The following is a 19,111-nucleotide window of genomic DNA, read 5'->3' on the forward strand; positions in this document are numbered from 1 at the left end:
AATTCATTTTTCACTTGTTCCATTTGTTTTTCAATTTTGCCATGTAATCATTAAAACAAAAATTATGAATTATCAAACATCAATTTCAGTAAAAGAGAAATCTGAAGCGTCAAAAAAAAAGAAAGACACTAAAGTTTTCGATCAAAAACCAACATCAGCTTTTATAGGTGCCTCTTGGTTTGCACTATTTGTTGGGATGGTATCTTATTGCATTGGATTATGGAATTCTGATATGTTATTAAATGAAAAGGGCTATTATTTTACGGTCCTTCTTTTCGGATTATTTTCTGTTATATCGGTACAAAAAGCAGTTAGAGATAAGTTGGAAAATATTCCAGTAACAGAAATTTATTATAGTATAAGCTGGTTTACCACAATCACGTCTATTTTATTATTAATTGTAGGACTATGGAATGCCGATTTACTTTTAAGTGAAAAAGGTTTCTACGGAATGGCATTTTTATTAAGCTTGTTTGCTGCTATTGCTGTTCAAAAGAATACAAGAGATACCAAGTATATAGAAAGACACTCTACAGAGGTCGAAAAATAAATCATGTATTTAGATCAACACAAAACACCCTAGGTCTGTTTTGATGATTGGTTAGCTAACGGAACCCCGTAGCTGGATGTTACGGGGTTTTAAAAAAATGGATTTATGAAGGCTATATTTAAATCATTTTCGATTTTTTTATCTGGTTTTATGACAATTCCCTTAACTGAAGTAATTCCCGTAAAAGGCGCTGGAGAAGCCATGGTTTTGATCTTTACAATTCCATTATTGGTTATTTTGTCCATTATTTTATCTGTTGTTTTTTACTTTAAGCGGGACAATAGGAACGGTAATAAAATTTATTTATCGTTTATGTGTGTAATGATTTTTTTGAATTTAATATTGTATCCATATGGATAATAATCCAAAAAAACTAACCTCTGGTTTAACCACTTTTTCCAAAGAAAAACTCATTTCAGATAAACGACGCATCTGTGAAATACTTGCTGTAGTTATTACCGCGTTGGGAAAATTTGTATTCATGGATTTTCTTAACTTTAGATTGCCATATGTTGTGTTCGCCATTTTAGTGTGGTCACTTTACATTTATAATCGAAGTAAAAAAGAAAAAGGTATTTTAAAACATTGGGGATTTAGAATAGATAATTTTACAAGGGTATGTAAAATTATGTTACCTTTTGGTATAGTATCTATTTTATCTTTTTTACTAATAGGAAGCTATCAAAACACTATTAATTTAACATGGCATATCCTTCCGCTTTTAATAACCTATCCTATTTGGGGCACTGTACAACAGTTTTTAACCATAAGTTTAATTGCTGGGAATTTAAGAGATTTAAGAAGCAAAAAATTAAGTAAAGTTGTAATAGTATGTATAACTGCGGTTTTGTTTTCAGTAGTGCATTATCCCTCTGTTTGGTTAATGATAGGAACATTTGTTTTAGCTCTTTTTTATGGGATTTTGTATCTAAAAGAAAAGAATGTTTTTGCAATGGGATTATTTCACGGTTGGTTGGGAGCTGTATTCTATTATACTGTGGTGAACAAAGATCCTTTTCAAGAGATCTTTTTAAATATTATAAATTAAATTACAATGAATTCTAAAATTCAAAATGATATACAAAAGCTTGTAGAAGCGCAAGTCATATCAACTGAGACGGCTTTAAAGATTGAAGCCTATTATTAATCTAAAAAAGAAAATTCTCCTAATCGGCTATTTACCGTATTTGGGGTGTTGGGATCTGTATTAGTAGGGTTAGGAATTATATTAATTCTAGCTCATAATTGGGATGATTTTTCAAAGACTACTAAGACCATTCTAGCCTTTTTACCCTTGGTCATTGGGCAAATAATTTCGGGATATTCAATATTAAAAAATAAAAGTAAAACATGGAAAGAAGCCTCAGGAACCTTTTTGTTTTTTGCGGTTGGTTCCAGTATCTCTTTGGTGAGTCAGATATACAATATCCCAGGAAATTTAAGTAGTTTTCTATTAACATGGACTTTACTTTGCGCGCCTTTAATGTACTTATTACGATCCAATATGCTAGCCATCCTACACATAGTATTTATGACGTATTACGCTGTTGAGTATGGTTATAACTTTATATCACGAGCAGATACACCCTGGTTTTACGTTCTACTTCTGGTTTTGGTGTTACCATATTATATAAAGTTGATAAAAAGTGAAAGTAACAGCAATATAGCATCAATTTTTAACTGGTTACTTCCCTTAAGTTTAATTATCGTATTGGGTGCTTTTGTACAGGGAGTAGGTACTTTGGGGGTGCTTATGTATGTGCTGTTATTTGGTGTTTTATATAATATTGGAAAGTTGGGTGTCTTTAGTAATCAGAAATTAAGGAGAAACGGTTTTCTGGTTCTGGCATCTTTAGGTACGGTATACATGCTTATGTTAACTAGTTTCGAGTGGATGTGGGATGAGCTTTTAAGAGATAAATTGGTTTATAACACTCAAGAGTTTTATATCTCTTTAATGCTATTTTTAGTGGCATCAGCGCTCTTTGGGTATCTTGTGATAAAGAGAACAGTTCTCAAATTTAATATCATACATTATGTATTTGCAATTTTTAGTGCTGTGTTTTTTATAGGCTTGAGTAGTGAAGTTATTCCATCGGTGTTAATTAACCTATTGGTATTGTGTATTGCTATAGTAAATATAAAAATTGGTGCTGATAAGTTTCACTTTGGAATTTTAAATTATGGTCTGTTAATAATAGCATTGCTTATCACTTGTAGGTTCTTTGATACTAATATGTCTTTTGTAGTAAGAGGTATTCTATTTGTGTGCATTGGTTTAGGATTTTTCCTGACCAATTATGTGATATTAAAGAAGCAGAAAAAGAATAAAATTGAATTAAAAAAATAATATTATGAAGACCATACATGTATTAGTACTATTTGTAATAGTATGCCTAGCGCAAATATTTGTACCCACTAAAATGATTTTGAATAGGGAAGAAGTCCTATCCTCGGGAACACTATATAAATTTAAAACTGTGCCTATTGATCCTGCCGATCCTTTCAGAGGAAAGTACATAACGCTTAATTTTGAAATTGATAGACATAAAACTAACGATACGATGTGGCAAAGAGATGAAAAGATTTATGTCTATTTGGATGTTGACAGTTTAGGCTTTGCAAAGGTTAATAAGGTAAGTAGAGAAATATTACCAGACGTAACTCAAGATTATGTTGAAGCTAAGGTAGACTGGTATGCAAACTATTCAAAAGAGTTGAATATTGAATTTCCTTTTGACAGGTATTATATGGAAGAAACAAAAGCATATGATGCTGAAGTAGCTGTAAGGGAAAATCAAAGCGATTCTCAATTACAAAATGTTTATGCTTTGGTTTATGTAAAAGAAGGTGCGTCGGTTTTAAAAGATGTTATTATTAACGAATTACCAATTAAAGATTTTGTGGAAAAACATGAAAAATAGGCTGCTAAAACCCTTAAAATTTTAACACTAAAAATCCCTTTTCTTAAAATAAATATAAATTTTTAACAAGGCTGTTAAACCTTTCTAAACAAGCATTGTAGTATGAGATATTTGTTGAAAATTTGTACCACAAAAGAGTTTTCATATAATAGAATAAATTTTAGTATTATATTTAGTTAAGTTGTTAGTTAGTTTTTAAAACCCGGTAATTCTCATTACCGGGTTTTATTTTTTTGAAAGTTAACGTAACCTATTCTACCGAGAAAGTTTCTAAGTGGAATACTGGAATTCCAGAGTCTGTGATACCCTCAATTTTTATGGCGTAGTTACTTCTAATATCACTGGTGTAGAATGATATATTTGAACTAATAGATTTAGTATTTAAAGATATTTTAGGTTCCCAGTGTAGTGTAGTTCTAATATCTTGTTTATTAGTTGATCCAAAAGGATCTATATGATTAGGCGCATAGAACTCTCTGGCTGTATAAAAACCTGTTGATGTAAAATCAATAATTCCAGGTTTGCGTTTTACGTTCTTCGCAAAAAAGTCTGCACCTTCTCTTTGGTGTATAACAATTACACCATTACCACTATTAGGAAAGTATACCGCGTCTACACCTTTTAAAACATCAATAAAGTCAATATCTGCACCCGTCATGGTTATAACATCATCAATCTGAACTGGTACGTTGTTCATGTATAAGCTAGGTGTTCCTCCACCTCTAATACTTATAGAGTCGTTAGCTACATTTACTCCTGGCACCATGCTAACCAATTCCAAGAACGTTAGGTTTTCCATGCTTTCATATTCTTTCATGTCAATACGGTTGGTAGGAAAGCCATAAACTGCCTTTTCATTAAGTTCTTGGGTACGTTGTTCTTCCAAAGATTTTTTGGTAGCTGTAATAACAACTTCATCCAATAATCTAGCCTCTTCTAAAAATGTTTCATTTATTTCAAATATGTCTTTAGACTTTTTTAGGAAATTGGAGATTTTAGCACCGTCATCAAAATTAGACACATAACTTAGTTTACGGTCTAGTTTAGGACTTGGACTATAGTTCTTAAGGAGGTGAATGTCCACCATTCTGTTGCTCTTATACTCTTCTTTTTCGAATTCATTAATTCGAGCTTCCAAAATAGTAGGCATAGTATCCATAAAAACAAAAGGACCGTATTTAAAAACACCATTTGAATCTGAGCGCTTTTTTTCTTGATATGGAAATGTACCCATAAAAGTAAGTCTCGTGGAAGCAGATATATTGGATTTTTTTCTTTTTGAAGTAGTGTGGCCTGTTATATATAAACCAATTTCTGGCTTAAATTTTGGTGTTTCTTGAGATGTATTAAGAATTTCACTCCATGTAAAGCGTCTCCAGCCATGAGTAAGCATAACGAGATCTAAGAGATATCTGCGTTTGGGATCTCCATCTTTTTCAAAGAAGTATCCTGGATTGTTAATTTGGCCTCTTAAATCGGAATTTAAAAGCATATACGTTTTAATATTTCCAGACTTTGTGCTTTGTCCAATAGCATCAACATCGGTTATAGACATAGACAAGTTTCCGGTAACAGGGTTACCATCTTTATCTGCTAAACCTAATTTTAAGCTTACATGGTCTCTAACTCCAGGAGCAGACTTGCTCAAATTTAGATTTACAGCAATATCATCTTGAGGATTGTCAATATACACTAAGCGCTCACAAACAGGCTTTCCTTCATTATTAAACAAGGTGAAATGCGTAACACCATCACTTAAAGTGTTAGTGTTTAGCTTAATTAGATAAGAATTTGTGTTTTCTGTTTCTGATTTTTCATATACCATTGCGCCTCTTTGGTGCGCTAAGAGATAAGAATTTTTTAAACCCGTAGCAGCATTTGTTGTTACTTTTACAATTAAGTGGTTGCCGTTGTTAACTACGTTAAGATTATACCCACTAGGGAGTGCTTTTGGAAGAGGATAAGTATATTCAACATCGTTAATCATTACTGAAGCATGGTAGCTTTGACCTTCGTTTGGAATAAGCGTAATAATTCCAAGACCATATTGAAAACTTTTGAATGAAGTTATTGTATTTCCATCCGAATCTTTAATAACACCATTAAGAGTAATATCTCTATTGAGTTTATCTTTAATTTTTATTCCGACTTTAGAAGCTAATCCGTTTATTAAATAGCCTCCTTCTGGATAAAATTTTATCTCAGGTTTTTCTTTTAGTTCAATTTCTTTTACTTCAGTAAGGTTTTCAGAGTTAGGTTGAGGTGTTACATGAGTAATACTGTCTGTTTCTGCAACATTCCAAATTGGAATTTGCTTTTGAAAAAAGTAGTCCGCTTTTTGATTTCTCATGTAATTAGTGTAGGCTCTTAGAACATAATTGCCAGCTTTCCAATTTTTATCAATTTTGAAATCTCCTGCTACATTGGTATTAAAGACATAAAACTGTTTTTTAGAAACAATGCTGTCTTTTTCATTTATAAGCTCTACATATACTACCTTACTCTTGTTGCTTTTTTTATGATTTACACCATTAACTAAATACGTGCTAAACCAAACATCATCACCTAAAGTATAGTAGGGTTTGTCTGTTTGGACATATACTTTTTCTGGATAGTTATCTAAATAATTAGATAATTTCTCTTGAATTGTATCTCTAAAACTATTGGTGATTGTAAATGATAAACATAAACTTACAACTAAGCCAAGTGCAATTTTTTTGTGCATTTTTGATTGAATGGTTGATTATTTTTTAAGTTACTAAAGGTAATGATAAATTGAATGTAAATGCCTCAAAAATAGTGCCGAATAAAGGCAGCTGTAATTATACTTTTTCTATATCAAAGTATTTTGAAAACAAAAAGGGAATTACTTTTAGGTAATTCCCTTTTTTTAAAGTTGAGCTATTAAAGCTATACCATTTCTACAAACAGGCCTGCTTCAGTCTTTTCAACTTTAGCAAGATTGTTTTTGGTTAGTTCCTTAATAGATTTATCCCATTTTTTATTGGATAAGCCCGATTGTGTTTTTAAATCGGCCAATTCTAATTGTTTCGATTTCTTCAAAATTTCAAAGACACTTTTAGCTTCATCAGTTAGAGCCACTTGTTTCTTTTCTGGTCTCATTTGAGGGAAGAATAAAACCTCTTGTATACTCTGGTTATTGGTTAAGAACATAATGAGTCTATCCATACCAATGCCCATTCCAGATGTTGGCGGCATACCGTATTCTAAAGCGCGTAAAAAGTCAAAATCAATAAACTCTGTAGCCTCATCATCTCCTTTTTCAGCTAGTTTTAATTGATGCTCAAAACGTTCACGTTGGTCAATTGGGTCATTTAACTCAGAATAAGCATTCGCAATTTCCTTACCACAAACCATTAACTCAAAGCGTTCTGTTAATTCTGGGTTATCTCTGTGTTCTTTACATAGCGGACTCATTTCTTTAGGATAGTCTGTAATAAAGGTAGGTTGTATATAGTTGCCTTCGCATTTTTCACCAAAAATCTCATCAATCAGTTTACCTTTACCCATAGTGGCATCAACCTCAATACCCATATCTACAGCAGCTTTTCTTATCTCATCTTCAGTTTTACCAGTAATATCAAAACCAGTAAAATGCTTTATAGAATCCGCCATAGTTACACGTGCATAAGGTGCTTTAAAATCTACTTCATGTTCCCCAAAAGTAGCTTTAGTAGTTCCATTAACTGCCATGGCACAATGCTCTAAAAGACGTTCACAGAAATCCATCATCCAGTTATAATCCTTATAAGAAACATAAATTTCCATAGCAGTAAACTCAGGATTGTGCGTGCGATCCATACCCTCGTTTCTAAAGTTCTTAGAGAACTCATAAACACCATCAAAACCACCAACAATAAGTCGCTTTAAGTATAACTCATTAGCAATTCTCATGTATAAAGGAATATCTAAAGAATTGTGATGTGTAATAAATGGCCTTGCCGCGGCACCACCAGGAATTGGTTGCAAAACAGGAGTTTCAACTTCAAAATAGCCAGCATCATTAAAAAACTGACGCATTGCGTTAAACAATTTTGTGCGCTTAACGAATACCTCTTTTACATTAGGATTTACTACCAAATCGGCATAACGCTGTCTGTAGCGTTGTTCAGGATCGGTAAATGCATCATAAACTACACCGTCTTTTTCTTTTGGTAAAGGCAGAGGTTTAAGGGCTTTACTAAGTAATTTAAAGTCTTTAACACGCACACTTTTTTCTCCAACTTTTGTGGTGAAAAGATCCCCTTCAACACCTATAAAATCACCAAAATCTAGAAGTTTTTTAAACAACTCATTGTATTTAGTTTTGTCTTCATCAGGGCAAATTTCATCTCTGTTAAAATATATTTGAATTTTTCCTTCAGCATCTTGTAATTGAGCAAAACTAGCTTTTCCTTGAACTTTAACCATCATTAATCTACCTGCAATAATCACGTCCTTACCTTCTTCAAAGTTGTCCTTTATTTGTTTCGAAGTATGGTTTACAGGATATAAATCTGCTGGATACGGGTTAATGCCTAATTCTCTTAATTTTCCTAATTTTTCTCTTCTAACAAGCTCTTGCTCTGATAATTGCGACATAATTTTAAACTGTGTGTAAATTTAAGTGCACAAAGATAATCATTTGGTTTACAGTTTGCCATTTTTTTTGATTGTTACATCAAAGTAAATTTAGGATAAACATATCCCCTTGTTTACGTTGCCAACAGGGAATAACTTACAAAATAAAACTGTAACAAAAATGAAACCTTAACGTCAAATAATGTACATCAATCAAATGCCAATTTTTGTTGGCATATTAAATCAAATTATAAATGAGTTTTTGGAGAGTTTTACTGTCAATTATTTGTCCGCCATTGGCAGTGTTAGATAAAGGGTGCGGATCTATTATTATTGTCTTCTTATTGTGGCTTTGTGGTTGGGTTCCTGGCGTTATTGCAGCTTTGGTAATTCTTAATAATCCTAACAGATAAAAGCGTATATTTGATATTGAATTTAAACCCTTTAATACTATGAAATTTATCAAAGCCCTAACCTTAATTTTATTAACCGTTTGTTTTACAAATTGTACAATTAAAGAAAGTATTGTTTTTAGTGAAGATGGTAGTGGAAGTTACCTGCTAAATTATGATATGACCGAGTTTATGAGTAAAATGAAGTCCGAAATGGGAGGCGGAAGTTCTTCATCGGGAGATAAAGTTATGGATACTACAATTGTCTTTAAAGATATTATGGAAAAGTTTAAAGATAGCGTAGCTGCTTTACCAGAAGAAAAACGTTTGGCTATGGAAGCTGTGAAGGATATGTATATGAAGATGAATATGAATGAAGCAGCAGGTGTTTTTGATTTTGGAATTGGTATGAATTTTAAGTCTATTGCGGATTTAAAAGATATGGGAGAAAAAATTAAGAAAGTTCAAAGTTTGAATGCTCAAAAGGATCAAGTTGATGCTATGAAGGGGTCTCCTCTTGGAAAATTTATGAGCCCTGAGAACAATGGTTTTAGTTATGATTACTCAGAAACAAGTTTTTCTAGAACAACTACCTTACCAGCAGACTGGGATTCTAGTAAATTTGATCTAGACGAAAATAGCGAGTCGGATAAGGATAAGGAATTCATGGAGTATTTTGAAAACGCCTCTTATATTGTAGAATATACATTTCCAAAAAAGATAAAATCTTATTCTATTGATAATGCCGAATTATCAAATGGCGATAAAACCATTACCTATAAGGTAAGTTGGCTAGACTTTGTGAAAAATCCAAAAGTACTCGATGTTAATTTAACATTTGCTAATGAATAAAACTATTAAGTTAGAAGACTTAGGCAATAAAGATTACAAAGAAACTTGGGACTACCAAGAACAACTCTTTAAGGGGATTGTAGAAACCAAGGTTAAAAATAGACGTGAAGATGCTAATCTAACAACAAATAACTATTTTTTGTTTGTTGAACATCCTCATGTGTATACTTTAGGTAAAAGCGGTGACTTTTCGAATTTATTGCTTAATGAAGAACAGTTAACTGAAAAAGGTGCTTCCTTTTATAAGATAAACAGAGGTGGAGATATTACCTATCACGGTCCTGGACAAATAGTAGGTTATCCTATTTTGGATCTAGAGAATTTCTTTACTGATATACACAAATACCTTAGGCTGCTAGAAGAAATGATAATTCTAACACTAGCGGAATATGGCTTAAAAGCAGAAAGAAGTGATGGTGAAACAGGTGTTTGGTTAGATGTAGGCACTCCTTTTGCACGTAAAATTTGCGCTTTGGGCGTAAGAGCATCTAGATGGGTTACAATGCATGGTTTTGCTCTTAATGTAAATGCAGATTTAGGCTATTTTGATAATATTATTCCCTGTGGTATTAGAGGTAAGGCCGTTACAAGTTTAAATGTAGAATTAGGAAAAAAAGAGGTCGATACAAATGAAGTAAAAGAAAAACTACTAAAGCATTTTTCTGACCTTTTTGAGGCTTCTTTTAAATAATGTTTGGTTTTGTTCAAAAAATAATACTATCAATAATTACCTTAGGGATAGCTGGTCTATTTTTGTTTGCCTGCTACTTCTTGTTTATAGAGGAGAGTAGAGGGGTGAATTTTAATAATATCTTCCCTATTCTATTAGCAGTTTTTGGCTCAGTGAGCTTTGTATTTCACTTAAAGACTATAAGGTTTTATAAAACCCAAAGTTTGCAGAATTTAAATTTTGATAACCACAAAGTATTTTGGGGGCTAAACTTAGCATTTATCATTACTTTGGTTCTTCTTGCTATATTTTTTATCTATCAATTTTCAACAATGTATGCAGGGCAACCCTATAATATGGAAGAAGACATGTTATTAGGTTTTTTTATTGTGATTTTAGTACCTGTTCTTGTGAGTGTATGGCTTTTTCTTGATATCAGATTTTTGTACAGAAATAAACTGAGATTAGAAAGAAAAGAAAAACTAGATGCTATTGATAACATAAAAGGAACTCGAAATAGCTAGTTTTTTTTATCTGAATGACCTAAGCTTTTATCCGGGGCAATGACGTCTCTTATTAATTGTTTTAATTCTTTCATTTCCGGGAAGCGTTGTTGTTCTTTTCTAGACCATACTAACGAGTCATTTGCTATGACTTCAAAAACACCAACACCTGAAGGTTTAAGAGAAAGTTCTTGTATTTCAGCTTCAAAAGTTATTAGTAATTCTTGTGCCATCCATGTAGAGCGCAATAGCCAACGGCATTTAGGGCAGTATTTTATTGTTACTTTATTCATAGCCTAATTTTCTGCGTTAAAAAACACTTTATAATAGTGCATTTTTTTTTCATCATCGTAGCCTCGTTCAAGATATTCTGTAGAAGCATCAGGAGCATCAATATCCAGCTTTATTTGAATGTTTGTATCTAGCTTAATATCTGTTTTTATTTTCTTTTTTTCTTTGGTTACAACACGTTCTGCAACATCAAATTGATTTCTTATGACAAGGTTCTGCTCGTCTTGAAAGCTCTTTTTATAATCGTCAAATTGAGTTTTATGTTTGTCCTCTTCAAAAAGTTCGTCTTTAAAACGTTCAACATTAACAACTTCATTCTCTTTAAAGAAGTCTATGGTTTTAGCTAAAAAGGTATTTTGCTCATGAGCGCCATAACTTGTTTTTATAATGTCTTCAGAGAAATCTTTGCATAACTCAATATATTGTTGTGTATGGCTATTAGAATCATCGGCATATTTAATATTCAAGAAATGATTTATCCAGTATTGCGCATCGTAATTATTGTTGTCTGCACTAAATATAATGTTGCCTTCGGTATCGGTTTGGTTTAAAATTAAGCAGCCTTTATCCACTTTTTTCGAGTTAATGCCCTTCTGAACTAAAACATCGTAATTGTTGTTTTCTAAGTACGTTTGAAAGAAATTAGTTTTGTTTTCAATTTTAAAAATACCAAGAGCGTTGGTGGTAATTTCATTGTATTCAATGCCTTCAAAAAGCGCTACTAAGACATCGCCAGTTTTAATATTAGCATTTGTAGATTGTTCGTATAAATGCATAACTATATGTTTAGAAACTTCGATAAAAGCTTCCTCATCATTAAACACCTGCGAACTGTAACTATTTATCTCATTTAGGTTAACATTGGCGTGGTGATTAAATCTATAACTCTGTACTGCGGTGCCAAAAGGTCTTAAAAGAAAAGGTAGCATGAGGTCATAACTGGCTTCGTCAAATTCCACAGTTTTTTCGGAAAAGGCGTTTTTAGTATCGTTAAACTTATTACCTACTTTATGAATGATAAATTTTGAAATTGAGGCGTTTTTTCTGGAAATCATATTATGCTTTTTGGTTTTGCAATATTATATAAAAAAAGAACGCCAAAGTATTAAACTTTGGCGCTCAAGATTTGAGGACTTTGGGCAAAATGTACCAAATCGTGCCCTTGCTTTTATATTTTAATTAATATTCTAATCTTTTGTTCGGTTTATAAAAATGTATGGGAATAACAGGATAACTCCTAAAAGTAGTATTAGGTGATTTCATTGGTGTAAAAATGGTTAATAGCTGCCATAAAGATAGAGATTACTTTTTTAACAGCAAAAAATTCACACACTTTGAACTGTAATGCTTTAATAATCAGTTTAATTAATTTGGTATAGAATTATAGAATTATCATCTCCTTTTGTTACAAACTCTAAATTTTTGTCCTTATCAATATTATCTAATGAAATTGCCGAGTTTCCATAAACAGGAAAATTTGCTATTAGCTTAGAGAGACTATCAAATAGATATATTTTATGAGATTGTAAATCTGTTATGGCCACGTAAATCTTGTCATTTATATAAAAGATTTTTGGCTCTGAATAATTACCAAAATCTAGCTCGGAGGTTTTACTTTTAATGGTAAGTTTATTGTCGTTTAAAGCTACAAGAGTTTTACTTGTGGTAGTTAAATAATGGGTTTCGTCTAAACTTAAATTTGTTGCAGATACATTTCCGTTAGTTCTTACGGATACAAGCGTACCATCTTTTGTAGTCGTTGTAAATTGATTGTTATATAAAAATATGGGTTGGTTAGAGTAATTATAATTCGCCTTAGGTTTTACCCGTGTTTTTCCAGTTCTATCGAGAATGTAAAGTATGTTTTTTGTTTTGAATACAATATAGTCTTTGCTTCCAATTCTAAAGTGTTTGGGTTGCGAAATAATGGAGCTGTTTGCAGATTTAAATGTAAATCCGTTTACAATCCTTCCGTTTACATCGTACATCAATACGTTTTTACCCTGAGTAACTAGTAATCTATAATTTTTCTTTTTATCATAGTCAAAAACAGATAACGGTTGGGTAATATTGTCATTGAATTTTAAAGGGAAAGGGCCAACATCTCTACCTTTTCTATCAATAACATATACTCTATGAGGTGTGGCAAAACAGAGTTGAAGCCTTCCGTTTTTGTAAATATCAATTTGACTAACATCGCCAAGAATAGGACCACGAAGTTGTTTTTTCCAGAGAATTTTACCTTTGTTGGAAATCAAATATAGATTGTTTTTTATGTCTTGAACAACAATTTCTTTTTGATGGGTAACATGATTTTTAACAAACTGAGGATTGGTAAGAAGGTCAGATTCAAACTTAATATTCAGTTCTTCACTAACCGAATTTAAGATCGTATTCGTCTTACTCTTTTTTATGACACCATTTAAATGCGCAAAATTATTGTCGTAAATTAACTGTAATGCCGAGGAACGATAATCTTTAAGCTTATAGTCAATAACTTCTTCAAAGTAATCATTGATAAAATCGTTTACAGAAGTAGGCGATAACACAGTTAGAATTGAAGATTCATCACTTAAATGCTCTTTTAAGTTTTTATAATAGAACCTCTCATGAAACGTCGTTTTATTTTGATAATTAGCAATTACATTTTGTAATAGTTCCTTAGAGTTTGCGAAAACAAAAAAGTTCTCTATTACACAATATTTGGAAGCTTTATTAAATGAAATAAAAGGGGAAAAGGCGTCAGAAAAAAGATGAGGATTGTTAAACTCAAAAATGTCAATTTGCCTGTAGGTATCTATTGAAGTCTTATTGTTTAATAGTGCGTCTTTGGTGGCAATATTATCAATAGAGTTTAAGACAATAGCTTGTTCCTGTCCTTGAAAAATTACACCAACTTCAACAACTTCATTAAACAAGCTAGTATTAATACGCGCTGAATCTGTTTTACGATAAGCTACTAAGTTTTTTTCAATCTCCTTATAATCATTAAAAGTAAAACTTATAAAGCCATCACAGTTAGATGGAGCTATTTTGGGAGTAAGGTTTTCTTGCGGAATGGTGTTTTTAAAAATGTTAATAGTACTATTTAATGAATCTTTGGCTTTGGTAATGCCGTTTAGGAAAATCTCATTTTGGCTAGCCTCAATATCGAACGCCAAATAATCACCATAAGTTTGCAGTTGTGGTTTTTTTCCAAAAGTAAACCAATTTAATAAGGCTGCACCTTCTTTCATTACAACAGAGCACGTTTTCTCATGGTTCAAAGTGCTCATTATCTTCTTTAATTCTAGATTTGGAGGGCGTTTAACAAAAATAGAATCTACATTAGGTTTAAACGAAGACATAAAAAAGGTACTGTCTTGAACTGCACTGTATAAAGACTGATTGTTAAGTGTAGATTTTATTATTTGCTTGTTTTTATAAGTTAAAACCTCTTCTGTATAGTTCTTTAAAGAATCTGTTTTAAACAATTCTTCATCATATTTGGTAATAATAGAATAATGTAAGCTGTCATTTTCATCATTTGAAAAGCAAATAAAGACTGTGTTCTCAGGTTTAATTAAGGAGCTGTTCTTTAGTAGGCTTTCGAGATTTTTATAAGAGCTACTCTTTGATAATTTTTGCAAAAAATCATTGTTAGAAATGCTATTCTTAAGACTTTCAAAGTTTGTTGTTCTAATAACAGTATGTGCTTTTTGAGGCACAAAATCTGCAAGTTCTTTTTGTTTTCTATTTAGGTTAGAGCAGTTGAAAATTAAAAGAGAAAAAAAGAGGAAAAAGAATAGGGCTCTCATGAACAGATTAATTTTGCGTAAAGATAAATACTTATAAGTCTAATTTCAATTGTTCGGGTAATAATCTAAAGGACTTACGATGGTATTTTGTAATACCATACTTTTTTATAGCTTCTCGATGCTCCTTAGTAGGGTAACCTTTATTTTTTTTCCAATTATACATTGGGAATTCTTCATGAATTTGGTTCATGTATTCATCTCTATATGTTTTAGCCAAAACAGAAGCTGCAGCAATACTTAAATATTTACCATCGCCTTTTATTATGGTTTCAAACGGAATGTTGTTATAAGGTTTAAATTTGTTCCCATCAACTATAATGTATTCAGGGATAGGGTTAAGTTTGTCAATACTCCTATGCATGGCCAAAATAGAAGCATTTAAAATATTTATTTGGTCAATTTCTTCTTGATAAACATGTGCCACACCAAAGGTTAGAGCATCCAGTTCAATGACTGGTTTTAGTAACTCTCTTTTTTTCTCACTTAGTTGTTTTGAATCATTGAGAATAGCGTTCTTAAAACTTTTAGGTAAAATAACCGCAGCTGCTGTAACAGGACCCGCAAGACAGCCCCTACCAGCTTCGTCTGTACCACATTCAAAATTAACCTTAGAATGACTTTTTAATAACATTAATAATCAAGTTTTGCCAAATCTATAATTTTACTACCGTATTATTATGCATACATAATAGATTTATGCTTGTTTTTAGGAATTTTATGATTCGCTTTAGAATATGTTTAAAATATTGGCTTTAAAATTTAAAGTTAATTAAATATAATCATGTTTTTTTGTTAAATCTATAAAGCTTAAATATGGTTTATGGCAGTTTTATGTATGTTTTTTGTCCTTTTTTTTGGTTTTTCAACATAATATTATGATGTTTGCACCTGACTAACTCAAAATAAATATTCTTGTTTAATATTTAAAAGAAAGCCAGCAATTGTAGCTGGCTTTCTTTATTTAAAATAATTAGAGACACTTTCCGTTCAAATAATTACTTTTGCTTCTTGAAAAAAAGTAAAATATCATCTTAACCTATTTTAGTTTAATTTAATAAGGCAGCATGTCTAAAACATTTCAGATTAAAAAAAATCAACTAACCCTTAAATCAGTTTTGGTATCAGTGTTTGTTTGCCTAGTAATTCAAATTAATGGTCAAAACAGATTAAAAGGTATTGGTGGTACGTTGCCAGTTAGAGAAAATGATTCGGTAAAGAACAATAGGCTTAATGAAAGAAGGGGTGGCAAAACAGATGGAAAAGATGAAAAAGCCAATATTAAAGATTATCTAATTATTTCAGTTAAAAATGATACAACTCATGTAGATACTACATTAACAATTAGAAAAGACTATAAATTTAATTATCTACGAAAAGACAACTTCGGCTTAATTCCATTTGCTAACCTGGGTCAAACTTATAATAGTCTTACTTATGATTTTCAAACAACAGGTTTAATGCCAAGTTTTGGTGCTAGAGCAAGGCATTTTAATTATAAGGAAATTGAAGATGTATACTATTATAGAGTGCCTACGCCCTTAACCGAACTATTTTATAGGTCGGCTTTTGAGCAAGGACAGTTAGCGGATTCATTTATTACTATTAATACCTCGCCTCAATTTAATTTCTCTATTGGTTATAAAGGTTTAAGGTCTCTTGGTAAATATCAGAATGCATTAACCAGTACCGGTAATTTTAGTTTTACCTCCAATTACCAAACTAAAAACAAAAGGTATAATGCAAGAGGTCATATTTTAACTCAAGATTTGATGAATCAGGAAAATGGAGGGTTGGATCCAGAAAGTGTTCAGAATTTTATTGGAGGAGATGAAGAGTTTGACGATAGGTCTATTTTGGAAGTTAATTTTGAAAATGCCGAAAACATTCTACTCGGTAAACGTTTTCATTTAGAACATGATTACAAACTAATTCAAAAAGATTCGCTTTCAAAGAATGAAATTAAAATAGGGCATATCATTTCTTTTGAAGACAAGTATTTTCAGTTTGAGCAGTCTTCTTCGGTATCAAGCTTTTTTGGGGAGTCCTTTGTTGCATCAGATATCAAAGATAGAGCCACTTTAGAAAACTTCTACAATAAAGTGTATGTTAATTATAGTAATGATATATTAGGAGATTTGCACTTTAACATAAGTAATAACAACTACAACTATGGATACGATAAGGTTGTTGTTTTAGAAGGAGGAAATACCATAACTAATAGGCTAAAAGGGAATATATTTGCTGCAGGAGGAGGATATAAAAAGCAATATAAGGGGTTTCAGCTAGACGGTGAATTTGGTCTTAATATTTCGGGAGATTTTAGTGGTAACTTTATAAAAGCAACTGCTACTTTTAAGTTAAATGACGATATCGCAGCATCAGCCACGTTAAACCATAGTTCCAAAGCACCAAACTACAATACATTATTGTATCAAAGTGATTATAAAAACTATAATTGGAATAATAGTTTTAATAATACAGAAACGCAGCAACTAGCATTTAATTTAAGGTATAAGCAGCTAGCAAATATTACCGTAGATTTGAATACGATAACAGATTACGTGTATTGGAAGCAAGATGAAACGGTGTCAGATATAACTCAGGCTATTCGTCCATACCAAAATGGTGGAACAATTACCTATTTAAGAGCTAAATTAGAAAACGAAATAAAGGTTGGTAAGTTTGCATTAAACAATACAGTGTTATATCAAAACGTGCAAGACGATGCAAATTCCTTAAATGTGCCGGAGATAACAACACGTAATACATTGTATTTTTCAAGTCAACTATTTAAAAAAGCAATGTTTTTGCAAACAGGTGTTACTCTAAATTACTTTACTAAGTATTACATGAATTCTTATAATCCATTGTTGGCAGAATTTTATGTTCAAAATTCAGAAGAAATAGGTGATTTTCCGCGATTAGATTTTTTTATAAATGCAAAGATTCGACAGACACGAATTTTTCTTAAGGCAGAACATTTTAATTCTTCGTTCGGAGAAAATACGTTTTTTTCGGCTCCCGCCAATCCATATAGAGACTTTACCATTAGATTCGGTTTAGCTTGGAATTTCTTTATGTAAAAGACTATAGGACGCAGCTTTGTTGCTCCTCATAAAATACGGAGTTTATAATTTAAAACACCTTTAAAATCTTTTGTGTAAAAAAATAGACGATGTTTAGTTGTTATTAAGTTAATTAATAGAGCATTCTTAGCTACTTTTTTTATCTTTCTGCACCAATTAAACTAAGCTAAGTAATGCAGTCCAAATTCAGAATTCATTCAGTAGATGTTCTTAGAGGTTATGCAATCGCAGGAATACTATTAATTCATTGTATAGAAAGGTTCAATTTTTATGTTTTTCCAAATGCAGAAGGAAGAGATCCGTTTTATGTAACTTTAGACAGAAATGTTTGGGATACCGTGTTTTTTCTTTTTTCCGGAAAAACATATAGCATATTTGCTTTACTTTTTGGTTTTACTTTTTTTGTTCAGTTTTCAAGACAGCAATCTAAAGGAGTGGATTTTGGAAATCGATTTCTATGGCGAATGGTTCTTTTGTTTGCTTTTGGCTGGATAAATAGTATTTTTTTTCCAGGAGAAATATTACTAATGTATGCAGTTTTAGCACCTTCTCTTTATTTAATTCGAAACTGGAATGATAAAAGCATTCTCATCTTCTCAATCATAATGCTTTTACAACCATGGTTACTGTTTTTAATGATAGCTCAAGCCTTTCAAGCGGAATTGCCAGTATTAGATTTAAAAGGTTTAGACAGGTGGTACCATATAAACAACTATTTAAATACGGGATCTTTTTTAGAAATGGTAAAAAACTCCTATAAATCTATAATTCCAACATTTAAGTGGTCTTTAGATGCTGGAAGAATTGCGCAGACCATAGGTCTATTTTCTTTAGGATATTACTTAGGTAAAAAAGCATTGTTCGAAGAGTCTGAAACCTCAAAGAAATTCTGGAAAAAGATACTTTTCGCTTCAGTGATACTTTTTGTAATAGTTCAGGTAATAGTGTTAAACGTTACTAATGAGTCTTTTTATTTTGCAGAAAGTTTTCTAGCTTATATAAGCCCAATTAAAAATTTAATCCAGACATTTTTACTAGTATCAATATTTCTTTTATTGTACAATGGCGAAAAGTTCAAGAAAATAACCAAGCCCTTGCAATTTTATGGAAGGATGAGCTTAAGCAACTATTTGTTACAATCTATAATAGGCAGTATATTATTTTATCCTTTCGGATTTTACCTTGCAAATAAGATAAGTATAACGTTCAGTCTAATAATTGGTATAATACTCGTTACCCTATTTATAGTGTTCTGTAATATCTGGATACGTAAATTCAATCAAGGGCCTTTTGAGAAAATTTGGCATAAACTAACTTGGTTAGGTAGTAAAAAATAAAATTTCGGCGTTTCCCTTCATACTTTCGGGTCGGGCTTTCACTACTCAATCTTTTTAAAAGTGTTTTTTGGTGTTGAGATTCATGGTAATCTATATAATGCGTAGCTATTCTAAAGGATTGCATCTTA

Annotated in this window: 16 protein-coding genes and 1 pseudogene; 10 read left to right on the forward strand and 7 right to left on the reverse strand. The window is 31.6% G+C overall.

The window, feature by feature from the left end; translation table 11 throughout:
- The first annotated feature begins 64 nt into the window (after positions 1-64).
- Entirely contained in the window at positions 65-550 is a 486-nt protein-coding gene (gene yiaA / locus FUA24_RS17015; protein ID WP_148544246.1) for an inner membrane protein YiaA, read from the forward strand.
- An 89-nt stretch (positions 551-639) separates the two neighbouring features.
- Here the strand turns inward: yiaA and FUA24_RS25245 are convergent, their stop codons facing one another.
- Positions 640-795, reverse strand: coding sequence for a hypothetical protein (locus FUA24_RS25245; RefSeq protein ID WP_187388313.1), 156 nt, complete (start codon positions 793-795; stop codon positions 640-642).
- Positions 796-902: 107 nt separating this feature from the next.
- On the opposite strand from FUA24_RS25245, the gene FUA24_RS17020 reads away from it, so the two are divergent.
- From FUA24_RS17020 to FUA24_RS17030, 3 genes and pseudogenes are all read left to right on the forward strand, one after another.
- Positions 903-1,598 (forward strand): CPBP family intramembrane glutamic endopeptidase, encoded by a 696-nt coding sequence (locus FUA24_RS17020; protein WP_148544247.1) that lies wholly within the window; start codon positions 903-905, stop codon positions 1,596-1,598.
- Positions 1,599-1,721: 123 nt separating this feature from the next.
- Positions 1,722-2,900: pseudogene (locus FUA24_RS17025) on the forward strand (DUF2157 domain-containing protein); the annotation flags it as partial.
- A 4-nt stretch (positions 2,901-2,904) separates the two neighbouring features.
- Positions 2,905-3,474 carry a GDYXXLXY domain-containing protein gene (locus FUA24_RS17030; protein ID WP_148544249.1) on the forward strand — a complete coding sequence of 190 codons (570 nt, stop codon included), beginning with the start codon at positions 2,905-2,907 and terminating at the stop codon, positions 3,472-3,474.
- 250 nt (positions 3,475-3,724) lie between these two features.
- On the opposite strand, the gene FUA24_RS17035 is transcribed toward FUA24_RS17030, so the two are convergent.
- Both FUA24_RS17035 and lysS read right to left on the reverse strand, forming a co-directional pair.
- Complete coding sequence (locus FUA24_RS17035) at positions 3,725-6,199, reverse strand: TonB-dependent receptor (protein WP_148544250.1); 2,475 nt, start codon at positions 6,197-6,199, stop codon at positions 3,725-3,727.
- A gap of 185 nt (positions 6,200-6,384) precedes the next feature.
- Positions 6,385-8,076, reverse strand: coding sequence for a lysine--tRNA ligase (lysS, locus tag FUA24_RS17040; RefSeq protein WP_148544251.1), 1,692 nt, complete (start codon positions 8,074-8,076; stop codon positions 6,385-6,387).
- Between the two features lie 233 nt (positions 8,077-8,309).
- Here lysS and FUA24_RS17045 point away from each other — a divergent pair, with 233 nt between their 5' ends.
- Genes FUA24_RS17045 through FUA24_RS17060 form a run of 4 tightly spaced genes read left to right on the forward strand, consistent with a single transcriptional unit; the run spans position 8,310 to position 10,493 of the window.
- Positions 8,310-8,468, forward strand: coding sequence for a YqaE/Pmp3 family membrane protein (locus FUA24_RS17045; RefSeq protein ID WP_076699640.1), 159 nt, complete (start codon positions 8,310-8,312; stop codon positions 8,466-8,468).
- Positions 8,469-8,507: 39 nt separating this feature from the next.
- Positions 8,508-9,299: a hypothetical protein gene (locus FUA24_RS17050; RefSeq protein WP_148544252.1), complete on the forward strand. Its 792-nt coding sequence runs from the start codon at positions 8,508-8,510 to the stop codon at positions 9,297-9,299.
- The gene (lipB, locus tag FUA24_RS17055; protein ID WP_148544253.1) at positions 9,292-9,990 is read left to right on the forward strand and encodes a lipoyl(octanoyl) transferase LipB; all 699 of its coding nucleotides are present in this window, start codon (positions 9,292-9,294) and stop codon (positions 9,988-9,990) included. Before FUA24_RS17050 ends, lipB begins: the two co-directional genes overlap by 8 nt.
- On the forward strand, positions 9,990-10,493 hold the full coding sequence (locus FUA24_RS17060) for a hypothetical protein (protein WP_148544254.1): 504 nt from the start codon (positions 9,990-9,992) through the stop codon (positions 10,491-10,493). Before lipB ends, FUA24_RS17060 begins: the two co-directional genes overlap by 1 nt.
- Here FUA24_RS17060 and FUA24_RS17065 read toward each other — a convergent pair.
- The 4 genes from FUA24_RS17065 to FUA24_RS17080 form a co-directional block, all read right to left on the reverse strand.
- Positions 10,490-10,765 (reverse strand): SelT/SelW/SelH family protein, encoded by a 276-nt coding sequence (locus FUA24_RS17065; RefSeq protein ID WP_148544255.1) that lies wholly within the window; start codon positions 10,763-10,765, stop codon positions 10,490-10,492. The two genes, FUA24_RS17060 and FUA24_RS17065, sit on opposite strands and share 4 nt — an antisense overlap.
- 3 nt (positions 10,766-10,768) lie before the next feature.
- Positions 10,769-11,818 (reverse strand): nucleoid-associated protein, encoded by a 1,050-nt coding sequence (locus FUA24_RS17070; RefSeq protein WP_148544256.1) that lies wholly within the window; start codon positions 11,816-11,818, stop codon positions 10,769-10,771.
- Between the two features lie 306 nt (positions 11,819-12,124).
- Entirely contained in the window at positions 12,125-14,560 is a 2,436-nt protein-coding gene (locus FUA24_RS17075) for a ribonuclease HII (protein ID WP_148544257.1), read from the reverse strand.
- 31 nt (positions 14,561-14,591) lie between these two features.
- Positions 14,592-15,191 (reverse strand): ribonuclease HII, encoded by a 600-nt coding sequence (locus FUA24_RS17080; protein WP_148544258.1) that lies wholly within the window; start codon positions 15,189-15,191, stop codon positions 14,592-14,594.
- Positions 15,192-15,684: 493 nt separating this feature from the next.
- On the opposite strand from FUA24_RS17080, the gene FUA24_RS17085 reads away from it, so the two are divergent.
- Positions 15,685-17,643, forward strand: a complete 1,959-nt coding sequence (locus FUA24_RS17085; protein ID WP_246147069.1) for a putative porin — start codon at positions 15,685-15,687, stop codon at positions 17,641-17,643.
- Between the two features lie 176 nt (positions 17,644-17,819).
- Positions 17,820-18,983, forward strand: a complete 1,164-nt coding sequence (locus tag FUA24_RS17090) for a DUF418 domain-containing protein (RefSeq protein WP_148544260.1) — start codon at positions 17,820-17,822, stop codon at positions 18,981-18,983.
- Positions 18,984-19,111 lie beyond the last annotated feature (128 nt).

Source organism: Seonamhaeicola marinus (assembly GCF_008085455.1).